Here is an 11,705-nt window from a genome sequence, read left to right on the forward strand (position 1 = left end):
GAGTACTTCCGTGAAGGACTCGCGGGACCGTTCACCAGACCGGGCGGAGCCCTCGCACGCGCCGTCGGACCGGGCGGAGCTGTCGCACGCGCTCCATGACCTGTCCACCGTGGAGCGGTGGGCCGAGCGTGCGAACGGTGACGACCCGGCGGCAGCGCCGGGCGCCGCCCAGGACCCCCCGGAGGGGCCCGAGTTCAGCGTCGACACGGAGACGGTGAACGGCATGCACAGCGTGTCCCGCATCGCCGCGCATCCGGGGGGCGTGGACGCCGGTCCGCCGGCGCTGGACGAGTCCGCGCGGGCCGCCGTGCGTTCCCTCGTCAGGTCCCTGCTCGATCTGGCGGGACATGAGTCGGGACCGGCCCGTACGCAGGTGGTACTGACCGCGGCGGGACCGCGCGTGGTGGGTTGCAGCCTGGACAGGTAACCGCAGGTCAGAGGCGTTCCTGGGGCGTTCCCGCAGGGGTTCTGGGGCCGTTCCCGCATGCGTTCCCGCAGGGCGGTAACGCACGGGGAACAGCCCGGGAACGGCCGCCAGCAACATCAGTGGTGTCGGGAAGCGGAAAACACCGCAAACTCCACAAACACCACTTAGGGGCGGACACCATGGGACGCAAGCTTGCTGGATTCATCGGTCTCGTCGCGGCGACGCTGGTCCTCGGTCTCGGCGGTTCGGCCGAGGCGGGCGTCACCCAGATCCAGCAGGGCATGCAGCACCAGCTCGCGGACAGCCAGGGCCCCACGAGCGTCCTCGCCGACAGCCAGGGCCCGACCGTGATCCTCGCCGACAGCCAGGGCCCCACGGTCATCGTCGCCGGCTGATCCCACCGCCCCAGGCGCACCGCTTCCAGACACCACAAACAGTGCCCCCGCCCGAACTCCCGGGCGGGGGCACTGCGTTGTGCGGTGTCTCAGGCGTGCAGAATCGTTCCGGCGGCGAACTCCGACGGCCGTCAGCGCCGGCGGCGGTCCGCCGGAACGCCCAGTTTGGCGAAGAGCGCCTCGGCCGCGGCGCGATGGTGGGCCGCGCTCTCGCTGTCCTCGGTGCAGTCGGCGAGACCGGACAGCGCGTACGCCTCCTCGATGCGGTAGCTCATCCCGGAGGCGAGCTCGTGGGCGTGCGCGTGCAGGGCGAGCGCGGCCTCCCGGTCACCCTGTCTGCGGCGCAGCCGGCCCACGATGTTCTCCACCTTGGCCCGGCGCAGCGGCGAGGCGTTGGCCGCCACCAGGCCGAGGGCCCGCTCGGCGAGGTCGGGAACACGCACCGGCCGGCCCAGGTGCTCGTCGACGTCGGCCAGCAGGGCCATCATCAGCGCCACATCACCGGGATCGCCCTCGTCCGCGCAGAGTTCGCGGGCCCGTTCCAGACTGCAGGCGGCGTCCTCGTACTCCCTCAGCCCGATCTGGGCGAAGGCGACATCGGTGAGCGCGCTGAACTGGCTCTCGTACTGGCCAAGGCCGCTGCGCAGTTCGACCGCGCGCAGCGCCGCCGTCTTGGCCTCCTCGTAGCGGCCCCACTGTTCATAGAGCGTGCTCAGGAGGGTCAGGCTGTCGGCCTCCGCGCGCGGGATGGCGAGTTCCCGTTCGTAGGCGGTGGCCCGTTCCAGGTGGACGAGGGCTTCGGGGAAGTTGCCCAGCAGGCTGTTGAACTGGCCGAGGGTGCTCTCGCTGTGCGCCTCGGTGTGCCGGTCGCCGAGGCGGGCGGCGACGTCGCGGCCGGCCCGGGCCGCCTCCAGTCCCTCGGTGAACCGGCCGAGCCGCCAGCAGGCGACCCCCAGATTAGACAGGCTCATGCCAAGGAGGGCGAGATCGCCGAGGCGCTGCGCCGCGGCGACCGAGACCCGGCCGAGCGCCCCGAACTCCTCCAGTTGTCCACGCGCGTTGAGCTGGAAGACCAGGTTGCGGGCCAGGCAGACGACGTACCGGTCCTGGCGTCGGCGTTCGGCCAGCGTGACCGCCGCCAGAAGCGCCGTCTGCTCCCGGGTGAACCAGTCCTGAGCACGTTCGGCGTCGCGCAGGTCCGGCAGTTCGGCGGTGGAGTTGTCGATGCCCGTGGGGCGGTGGCGGCGGCCGGGGTAGAGGACGTCGCAGGCCGTCTCGGTCGCCGTCAGGTAGAAGCGCAGCAGCCGCTCCACCGCGTCGGCGTCCTCGCCGGCGCCGTCGGCCGCGGAGTCGAAGAGGCTCTGCGCGAAGCTGCGGACCAGGTCGTGGAAGGTGTAGAGACCGATCTCCGGCTGCTGGACCAGGTGCACGTCGAGCAGCCGTTCGAGGAGGTCCTCGGCGTCCCAGATGCCGGAGCCGAGCAGCGCGCCCGCCGCGTGGACGTTGATGTCGCCGCCCGGATGCAGGGCGAGGATCCGGAACGCCGTACGGCACTCCTCGTCGAGCGCCTGGTACGACAGACGGAGGGTGGCGGAGACGCTGCGGGCGCCCGAGCTGAGCTCGTCGAGCCTGCGGGTCTCGTCGCGCAGGCGTTCCGCCAGGTACTGCAGGGTCCAGCGGGGCCGGTTTCGCAGCCGGGCGGTGGCGATCCGCAGGGCGAGCGGGAGGTGGTCGCAGAGCCGGGCCAGTTCGGCGGCGGCCTCGGGTTCGGCGGCCACCCGTGCGACGCCGAGTGTCTCGGCGACCAGCGCGGCGCTCTCGCGCGGCGGCATCACACCGATGGAGATCCACTGCGCGCCGTCGAGGTCCACCAGACGGGCGCGGCTGGTGAGCAGCACCAGGCAGCCGGGCGAGACGGGCAGCAGCGGCTGGATCCCGTCCGCGTCGGCCGCGTTGTCGAGGAGGATCAGGAGCCGCTTCCCGGTGAGCGTCGCGCGCCACAGGGCCGTACGCCCGGCCACCTCGTCGGGTATTCGGTCCCCCGGTATGCCGAGCGCGCGCAGCAGGCTGTCGAGCGCGGTGCCCGCGGAGACCGGCTGGTCGCCCGGGGTATATCCGCGCAGGTCGATGTGGAGCTGGCCGTCCGGGTACTCCTCGGCGAGCCGGTGCGCGGCCCGCACGGCGAGGGAGGTCTTGCCACTGCCGCCCATCCCGTCGATGGCCACGATCCGCGGTCCCTGCTCGCTCTTCTCCGTGGCGCAGCGCAGCAGTTCGCCCAGCTCGCGGTCGCGTCCGGTGAAGTCGGCGAGGTCGTACGGCAGGGTGCAGGGCGGCTCGGCCGGAAGCGGGGCCGGCGGTGGGGCGGGCGCGGGCATGGCGGGACCGGCCAGTTCGGGGCTCTCGCGCAGGATGCCCTCGTACAGCTTGGTGAGCTGCGGGCCGGGGTCGACGCCCAGTTCCTCGACGAGGAGTTCGCGGACCTTGCCGTACTCCTCCAGGGCCTCGGCCTGCCGTCCGGAGCGGTACAGCGCGATCATCAACTGGCCGCGCAGGGTTTCCCGCAGCGGGTGGCGGCTCACCAATTCCCGTAGATCCGGAATGATCTCGACGGCCTCGCCGAGCGCCAGGCGGAGCTCGAAGAGCTGCTCGGAGGCGGCCAGCCGGCGTTCCTCGATGGTGGTGGCCGCGGCGTCGATCACCGGGCCGCCTATACCGGAGAGCACCGGGCCGCGCCAGAGCGCCAGGGCGCTGCGCAGTGATTCGACGGCCTCGGAAATCCGGCTTTCGGCCACCGCCGCCTTGGCCGCGCGCACCATAAGGCCGAATTCGGCCAGATCGTTCTGGGATTCATCTATCACGACGCGATAGCCGGGGCCCTCGGTCAGCAGTACTTCCGCACCGTCCGGGATCCGTCTTCGCAGGTCCGCAACCGCCTTGCGGACCTGATGCGATGCGGTCGCCGGAGGCTCGTCGTCCCAAGCGGCCTCGACCAGCCGGGAAACAGGGAGAACCTTTCCCGGCTCCAGCAGCAAAGTGGCCAGAACCCGTTCCTGGATGACACCGCCGAGCCTCAGCCGCGCGCCATTCGACCACCCTTCGATCGGGCCGAGAATATTGAACCGAAGACGTATCCCTGCCGCAGTCGTCACCGACCGCCTCCCCCCTCAACGCTGCGTCCCCACACAGCTCTTCCCTGGTCGGAACACAGCTCTCCCCTGGTCGGAGCCGATCGTAGCCCGATGCGGAACGGTGCGGTACTGCACCGGGAAGCGTTCGGGAACCCCTTACCGGAGTCTCATCTCAGTCGGAGGGCCACCCGCCCCGCCGACAAGTTCCGAAGGGTACGCACGGACCAAGGAGACAACAATGAATTCCGAGTCTGCGCCCGGTCTCAACGGCGGTCTCGATGGACTGCTCCAGAATGCACGGCGGCGGGCGGGCCTCACTCAGGAACAGCTCGCCGGGCTTTCGACGGTCAGCGTCCGCGCCATACGCGACCTGGAGCAGGGACGCGTACGGAACCCTCGTAAAGAGACCCTCAAATTGCTGGCAAATGCCATGCGCATGAGCGATGCCCGCCGCGTCGAACTCGAACTCGCCGCCGACGCCCACTCCGCGGGGCGCGTTTTCCAGTCCCTCTACAGCGCGGAGCTGGCCGCACCGCCCACCCCGCTGCGCCCGCTGGCCGGCCGCCGGGCCGAACTGGAGGCGCTCACCGGCCGGTTGGACGGACAGCACGACCGGCTGCTGACCCTGGTCGGCCTGCCCGGAGTGGGCAAGTCCCGGCTGGCGCAGGAGGCGGCCCTGCTGCTGCACACCCGCGACCGGATCCCCGTCCTGTGGGTTCCCATGGCCGAGTCACCCGGCGTCGGCGCCGAGCGCGGCCCGCAGTCGACGATGACCGACTGGGTCCGCTCGCTGATCCGCGACGGCGAGCGGTACGAGGAGCTGACCTCCGTCATCGGCTCCAAGCCCACCCTGATCGTGCTGGACGGGCTCGACGCCGCGCCGGCCGCGGGCCCCGCCCTGCTGAACCTGCTGCGCGCCTGCGAGCGACTGAAGATCATCATCACCGCCCGGCAGGCCGCCCAGCCGCTCGGCGGACGTCTGCTGCCGCTGGCCCCGCTGCCCGCGCCCCTGCCGACCGACAGCGCGCCCGCCCGGCCGGGCGACTCCCTGCTGCCGGGCCGTCCCGCCGCCGAGCTGATGCTGTCCTACGTCAGCCACATGCGCCCCGACGTCCTGCCCACCGACTCCGTCACCGCCACCGTCGCGCACATCTGCCACTGCCTCGACGGCATCCCGGGGGCATTGGAGGCGGCCGCGTCCTGGCTGCTCCTGCACTCCCCCGAGCAACTCCTCGACATCGCCCTGACCACCCCGCTGCTCCTGGTCGACGGGGTCACCCCCGAGTCCCTGGACTCCGGCGCCGCGCTGAGCGAACTGCTCCGCGCCGCCGTCACCGGCCTCGACCCGCGCACGACCGACCTGCTGACCCGGCTCACCGAGCTCCCGGACCCGTGGACGGTGGACGCCGCCGCCCGCGCCGGCGGCGGGACGCTCGCCGAGACCGCCCGCGACGTGCACTGCCTGCTGCTGCGCGGCCTGATCCGCCAGCTGCCCACCGAGCCGGGCGGCCCCGTCGGCTTCACCGTCCTCAACCTGGTCCGCGAACTGCTCGAGGACCGGCGCCCCGCCACGGCGGAGCTGGTCGGCGCCACCGACTGACACCTCATTGCCCCCTCTTCTCAAGACCCCTCATACGAAAGGCACTTCCGCCATGCGCAACCTGATCTCCCTGGCCGACCTGACGCCCGCCGAGCTGGACCGGATCGTGCGGCGGGCCGTCTTCTTCGGCCGCGACGGTGTGGACCGCAGGTCACTCGACGGCAAGCAGGTCGGCATCTACTTCGCCAAGTCCTCGACACGGACGCGCAGTTCGTTCTGGAGCGGCGCGACCCGGCTGGGTGCCGACGTCATCACGTACGGCCCGAACGAGCTGCAGCTCAGCACCGGCGAGACCGTGGAGGACACCGCGCGGGTCCTCGGGCAGTACCTGGACGCGCTGGTCGTGCGCACCAACGGCGACGTGGAGGAGATACGCCGGCTGGGCAGCAGCCCGGATCTGGCCGTCGTCAACGCGCTGAGCCTGGACGAGCATCCCACCCAGGCGATCGCCGATCTGGCCACGCTCACCGAGCGGTTCGGCTCGCTGGACGGGCTGCATCTGCTGGCCGTCGGCGAGGGCAACAGCTCCGGCGCCGCCCTCGCGCTCGCCACCGCGCTCACCCCCGGGCTGCGCCTCACCCTGCTGTGCCCGAGCGGCTACGAGGTGCCCAAGGACAAGCTGGACCTGGCCGACGAACTCGCGGGCGGCACAGCACGGGTGACCCAGGTGACGAGCCTGGACGAGGTCGAGGGAACGGCCGACGCGGTGTACACCAGCCGCTGGCAGACCATGGGCGTGCCCAAGGCGAACCCCGACTGGCTGGAGGAGTTCGAGGGGTTCCAGATCGACGACGCGTTCCTCGACCGCTTCGGGGGCCCCGACACCGTGTTCCTGCACGACCTTCCCGCGGTGCGCGGCCAGGAGGTCACCGACGAGGTGCTGGACGGGGCGCGCAGTGTCGCCTGGCGGCAGGCGCACCACAAGATGACGGCCGCGATGGCCGTCCTGGAATGGTGCGTGGTCTCTTCCGAGAGCTGACGCAGCCGTATATGCGTAAACGCCTGACGGGCTGGATCTCTCCAGCCCGTCAGGCGTTTTGGAATGCGCGGGATTCAGCCGGCCAGCGCGGCGACCACCGAACGCGGGCGCATGTCGGTCCAGTTCGCCTCGATGAATTCCATGCACTCCTGCTTTCCGCTTTCTTCCTTGACGAGCTCCCAGCCCGCCGGCTGCTCGATCCGGGCCGGCCAAAGGGAGTGCTGACCCTCGTCGTTGACCAGCACGACGTAGCTGCCGCTGGAGTCCTCGAACGGGTTGGTCGCCATGATGTCCACCTCTGCGAAGTCGGGTTGTGGAAAAAACGCTAGAGCCGGACGGCCGGACGGCCGGGCAGCGTGCCAGGCAGTTGGGCGGCAACCGGGCTCCGGTGAGCGCGGGTGACCGCGATCCCGGTGGCGACCGTGGCCGCGCGGACGGCGGCGAGCGCGTCGCGCAGCAGCTCGGTGCGCTCCTGGGGCAGCTCCGCGAGCTGCGGCCGGCCTGCCCTGAACAGCGTCAACGCGGCTTCCAGTACGGCGACCTGAGCCTCACCGAGTGCTTCGTTTCGGTCGATGTGCTCGCGCGCCCGGTCCAGCACGTTCTCCAGCGTGTCCGTGTCCGCCATGGCGTGACTCCTCGGTCGGTCGTGGGTTCCTGCACCCCACGGTCGTGGGTTCCCGCACCACTATTCGCGGCCGGGGACCGGCCCGGCGGCAGACAACGCACAACTGCTGCCTACCTGCCTGCCGGTTGCCGCCGGGGACGCCGGAAACGGCTCCGGCGCGAATCTACGGTGATGTCCGAAAGGAAGTTCCGGCCCGCCAGAAACACGGACCGGAAACTCCTTCTCCCCTGTCATCCGATGATGTGGACGAAGCGAACAATGAAGCCTGTGGAATGGGCGGCTCGCCCTCGATCCGGGCCGCTGGACGTCGTCGTTACCGGACTGCCGTCCGATGCGCACACCTGGAACCTCGTATTCATCCAGTTGCTGCTCGAAGACCTCGGGCACAACGTCGTCAACCTGGGACCCTGCGTTCCCCAGGACGAAATCGTCGAGTCCTGCTGCAAGTTCGAGCCCGATCTGCTGGTCGTCAGCAGCGTCAACGGGCACGGCTTCAACGACGCCCGGCCGCTCATCGAGGCCGTACGGTCGCGCTGGGAGCTGGCGGGCCTGCCCGCCGTCATCGGCGGCAAGCTCGGGGTGTCCGGCGGCGGCCGGGACGAGCAGGCCGCGGAACTCATGCGGGCCGGCTTCGACGCGGTGTTCCAGGACGGCGTCGACTTCGCCGCCTTCGAGTCCTTCGTCGGCTCCCTGCCCCGGGCACGCGCCCTGGCCGAGGGGGTGGCACGATGACCGCCCCGGTCCAGGTGCCCCGCGCGGCCGAGCGGACCACGGTGCACCGCCGCCCGCTGTCCTTCGGCCGGTTCGTCGCCGAGGCGCAGGCCCGCGGAGCGCTCGTGGTGCAGCCGCGGATGGGATTCTCCGACCCCTCGCTGATGCGGGCGGGCCTGCTGGCCACCAAGAACGCCGCGGACCCGGTCGTAGGGACCGTCACCATCGACAGCTACACCAGGGTCGGTGACGAACCCTCAGCCGTGCGTGCGCTGCACGAGGGCGTCCTGCTCAACGGGTTCCCGATCACCTCCTACAGCCCGCACACCGCGAGCTGGGTCCTCGACGGAGTCCGCGACGCCGGGTTCCCGGTGCAGGTGCGGCACGGCTCGGCGCGCCCCCAGGGCATCGTCGCCGCGCTCGCCCTGCTCGGCCTCGACGCCACCGAGGGCGGCCCGGTCTCGTACTGCCTGCCGTACGGACGCACCCCGCTGCTGGACTCCGTGCGCAACTGGCAGGAGAGCTGCGAGGCCCTGGCCGCGCTGCGCGCCCACGGCACGGAACCGCACCTGGAGACGTTCGGCGGCTGCATGCTCGGCCAGCTGTGCCCGCCGGGACTGCTGGTGGCGCTCAGCGCGCTGGAGGCACTGTTCTTCCACCGGGCTGGCCTGCGCAGCATCTCGCTCAGCTACGCGCAGCAGACCAGCGCCGAGCAGGACCGCGAGGCCGTGCACGCGCTGCGGCGGCTGGCCGGCGACCTGCTGCCGGACACCGACTGGCACATCGTCCTCTACACCTACATGGGCCTCTACCCGAGGACCCGCGAAGGCGCCCTGGACCTCCTCGAACGCTCCGCGGAGCTGGCCGTGGACACCGGCGCGGCCCGGCTGATCGTGAAGACGACCGCCGAGTCGCACCGCATCCCGACGGTCGCGGAGAACGTCGAGGCCCTGCGCACCGCCTCCCGGGCAGCCGCCCTGCACCGCGCGGACCTCACCCGGCGCGGAACGGCACCCCTCACGGGGGCCGGACCCGCCCGGCTCGCGGCCCTCGCCGACGTCTCCGACAACCCTGTCTACGCCGAGGCCCGCGCCCTCGTCGAGGCCGTACTCGCCCTCGACCCGGACATCGGCCAGGCCCTGCTGAAGGCGTTCGCGCGCGGACTGCTCGACGTCCCCTACTGCCTGCACCCCGACAACGCGGGCCGCACCCGCAGCCGTATCGACCGGTCCGGCCGGCTCGTCTGGTCGGAGATCGGGGCGATGCCCATCGGCCATGTCACGCGGCGCGGCGGGCGGCTGACCGCCTCGGGCCTGTACGACGCGCTGTCGTTCGTGCAGCGCCGCCACGACCGCGCTCTCGCCTCTCCCACCACCATCCGAGCCACCCTTCCCCCGGCATCCCGGCGTCCGTCGGACTCACGGCAGCACACCCAGGAGGTAGCACCATGACCAGCACGTCCGCCGGACTCGACGGCCGCACCCCGCCCTCGTTCCCGTCCTCCCCCGACCAGCACCTGCTGAGCGAGAGCACGCGCGCCACCCTGCGGGTGCAGAGCCGCATGCTGGCCGCGACCCGCGCGTTCCTGACCGGGCAGGGCTTCCAGGAGCTGCTGCCGCCGGTCATCGGGCCGGTCACGGACCCGGGCATCCGCGGCTCCAAGCAGGTCGACATCGACTTCTACGGCCACAAGTACAAGCTGATGACCAGCGCGATCCTCTACAAGCAGGCCTCCCTGCTGGCCTTCGACAAGATCTTCTACATCGCGCCGAACGTCCGCCTGGAGCCCCTGGAGACGGCCGTCACGCACCGCCATCTCGCCGAGTTCCACCAGATCGACGTCGAGATACGCGACGCCCGCCGCGAGGACGCGATGGAGCTCGCCGAGCAGCTGGTGGCGTACGTCGTCGACGAGGTGGTCCGGGAGATGCCGGGCGAGCTGGAGCTGCTCGGCCGCGACCGCGACGCCTTCCGCGAGGTGGTCCAGGGCGCGTTCGCCCGCACCACCCACAAGGAGGCCACCGCCGACCTGATCGCGCTCGGCCACCCGCAGGACCCCGGCGCCGAGATCGACTGGCAGGGCGAGGAGATCATCTCCGCCAAGTCCAGCCACGCGTTCTTCGTCACCGACTACCCGAAGGGCTCGCGCGGTTTCTACGACCGCGAGGACCCCGGGCAGCCGGGTGTACTGCGGAACTTCGACCTGATCGCCCCCGAGGGCTACGGCGAGCTGGCCAGCGGCAGCGAGCGCGAGCACGACTACGCGGCGCTGGTGACCCGGATGCGCGAGACCGGCGAGAACCCCGCCAAGTACGGCTGGTACCTGGACCTGGCCCGCCGTGGCATCCCCGCCAGCTCCGGCTTCGGCATCGGCCTGGAGCGCTTCACCCGCTACGTCACCGGCCGCACCGCCGCCTGGGAGGCCAGCGCCTACCCGAAGCTTCCGGGAGTGGTGTCCGCGTGAGCACCGTGCTGAGCGCCGCCGGCTTCCCCGAGGAACAGGTGCGCCGCCGGGCCCGGCACGGGGCGGCGGGCGCGTTCCCCGCCCTGGAGGGCTACGGAAACGGGCTGTTGGGCGCCGAGGCGGGCGTCGCGCAGGACCCGTACGACCTGTTGGAGCGGGCCCGGATCGTGCCGCCGGTGTTCATGCCGGAGCGGCTGAAGAAGCTCATCGAGCTGGCCCGCGAGCCGCTGTACACGGATGTCGAACTGGACACCGTGGTCGGCGGGTTCGCCTCCCGGCTGCCGCTGTACGTGTCCGCGTTCGGCTCCACCCAGGTCGCCAGCCGCGACCTCGGCGAGGCCGCCGGACGGCAGGCCGGGCGGCTCGGCATCCCGATGGTGATCGGCGAGAACGTGGTGCCGGTCAACGGCTACCGCGCCGGGTCCGACTCCGAGGTCTCCCCGCTGCTCGGCCGGATCGCCGCCTACACGGAGGCGGTTGACCACGGGGTCGGCGGCGTGGTCGTCCAGCAGTCCACCGAGGACGCGGACGCCGAGGTGTGGAACCTCGTCTACAGCGACCCCGTCTGCGAACCCCTGCTGGCCTCCGGCCGCCTCGCCTTCGAGCTGAAGGTCGGCCAGGGCGCCAAGCCGGGCCTCGGCGGACTGACCGTGCTGGGCCGCGAGGCCGCCGCGCGGGTCGCCGAACAGTACGCCACCGACCCGGTGTTCGGCGCCGGCAGCGACCGCGTCCTGCGGATCAGCAGCCCCGGCACGTTCACCGAGGAGATCCTGCGCCAGCAGATCCGGCTGATGCGCAACAACTTCCCGCGCGTGAAGGTGTGGGTCAAGCTCCACCCCGGACGGGACGTGGCCCTCGCCGCGGCCACCGCCTGGGCGGCCGGCGCGGACTCGGTGACCGTCGACGGCGCCGAGGGCGGCACCGCCTGGGCGCCCAGCGGGTTCCTCGGCCAGGTCGGGCTGCCGCTCGGCGAGTGCCTGACCCGGATCGGCCGCACCGGCAACTGCCTGCTGGCCAGCGGGCGGATCTGGGAGGGCACCCGGGCCGTCAAGGCCCTCGCCCTGGGCGCCCACGCGGTCGGCCTCGGCCGGGCCGCCCTGCTGGCCGTCGACGAGGACGCCGAGGACGGGCTCGTCCGCCTCGTCGAGAGCATCGCCCTGGAGCTGCGGCTGCTGATCAGCGCCGTCGGCAAGTACCGCGTCGACGCGCTCGACGCCGAGGACGTCCTGCTCCCCCCGGAGGCGGCGCCGCCCGCGCGGGCCGGGTGACCGCCCGGGCCGGGTGAACTCCCGGCCCCTCCATACGACTTGGCAAGACCCCGCACATTCCCCGTCGTGGCTCCGTCGGTCTCCCGGCACGCCGCGAGACCAGCCAAC

General features: G+C 71.8%; 11 protein-coding genes. 8 read left to right on the top strand and 3 right to left on the bottom strand.

Features of this window, described 5'->3' with window-relative positions; genetic code table 11:
- The first annotated feature begins 10 nt into the window (after positions 1-10).
- Positions 11-427 carry a hypothetical protein gene (locus tag AB5J56_RS20625; protein ID WP_369234205.1) on the top strand — a complete coding sequence of 139 codons (417 nt, stop codon included), beginning with the start codon at positions 11-13 and terminating at the stop codon, positions 425-427.
- A 179-nt stretch (positions 428-606) separates the two neighbouring features.
- A complete protein-coding gene (locus tag AB5J56_RS20630; RefSeq protein ID WP_369234206.1) occupies positions 607-822 on the top strand; it encodes a hypothetical protein in 216 nt (71 codons plus the stop codon).
- A 131-nt stretch (positions 823-953) separates the two neighbouring features.
- Here AB5J56_RS20630 and AB5J56_RS20635 read toward each other — a convergent pair whose 3' ends face one another.
- Positions 954-3,971: a BTAD domain-containing putative transcriptional regulator gene (locus tag AB5J56_RS20635; protein ID WP_369234207.1), complete on the bottom strand. Its 3,018-nt coding sequence runs from the start codon at positions 3,969-3,971 to the stop codon at positions 954-956.
- A gap of 217 nt (positions 3,972-4,188) precedes the next feature.
- On the opposite strand from AB5J56_RS20635, the gene AB5J56_RS20640 reads away from it, so the two are divergent.
- Both AB5J56_RS20640 and AB5J56_RS20645 read left to right on the top strand, forming a co-directional pair.
- Entirely contained in the window at positions 4,189-5,550 is a 1,362-nt protein-coding gene (locus tag AB5J56_RS20640) for a helix-turn-helix domain-containing protein (RefSeq protein WP_369234208.1), read from the top strand.
- A 52-nt stretch (positions 5,551-5,602) separates the two neighbouring features.
- Positions 5,603-6,529: an ornithine carbamoyltransferase gene (locus tag AB5J56_RS20645; protein ID WP_369234210.1), complete on the top strand. Its 927-nt coding sequence runs from the start codon at positions 5,603-5,605 to the stop codon at positions 6,527-6,529.
- Positions 6,530-6,603: 74 nt separating this feature from the next.
- On the opposite strand, the gene AB5J56_RS20650 is transcribed toward AB5J56_RS20645, so the two are convergent.
- Entirely contained in the window at positions 6,604-6,816 is a 213-nt protein-coding gene (locus AB5J56_RS20650) for an MbtH family protein (RefSeq protein WP_369234211.1), read from the bottom strand.
- A gap of 38 nt (positions 6,817-6,854) precedes the next feature.
- Complete coding sequence (locus tag AB5J56_RS20655) at positions 6,855-7,154, bottom strand: hypothetical protein (RefSeq protein WP_369234212.1); 300 nt, start codon at positions 7,152-7,154, stop codon at positions 6,855-6,857.
- Between the two features lie 258 nt (positions 7,155-7,412).
- Between AB5J56_RS20655 and AB5J56_RS20660 the strand changes: the two genes are divergently transcribed.
- Genes AB5J56_RS20660 through AB5J56_RS20675 form a run of 4 tightly spaced genes read left to right on the top strand, consistent with a single transcriptional unit; the run spans position 7,413 to position 11,597 of the window.
- Entirely contained in the window at positions 7,413-7,886 is a 474-nt protein-coding gene (locus AB5J56_RS20660; RefSeq protein ID WP_369234213.1) for a cobalamin B12-binding domain-containing protein, read from the top strand.
- Positions 7,883-9,316 carry a methylaspartate mutase gene (locus AB5J56_RS20665; RefSeq protein WP_369234215.1) on the top strand — a complete coding sequence of 478 codons (1,434 nt, stop codon included), beginning with the start codon at positions 7,883-7,885 and terminating at the stop codon, positions 9,314-9,316. Before AB5J56_RS20660 ends, AB5J56_RS20665 begins: the two co-directional genes overlap by 4 nt.
- Positions 9,313-10,329: an asparagine synthetase A gene (locus AB5J56_RS20670; protein WP_369234216.1), complete on the top strand. Its 1,017-nt coding sequence runs from the start codon at positions 9,313-9,315 to the stop codon at positions 10,327-10,329. The genes AB5J56_RS20665 and AB5J56_RS20670 overlap by 4 nt, the downstream gene beginning before the upstream one ends.
- A complete protein-coding gene (locus AB5J56_RS20675; RefSeq protein WP_369234217.1) occupies positions 10,326-11,597 on the top strand; it encodes a glutamate synthase-related protein in 1,272 nt (423 codons plus the stop codon). Before AB5J56_RS20670 ends, AB5J56_RS20675 begins: the two co-directional genes overlap by 4 nt.
- The last annotated feature ends 108 nt before the right edge of the window (positions 11,598-11,705 follow it).

The sequence above is a fragment of the Streptomyces sp. R21 genome, assembly GCF_041051975.1.
GTDB lineage: Bacteria > Actinomycetota > Actinomycetes > Streptomycetales > Streptomycetaceae > Streptomyces.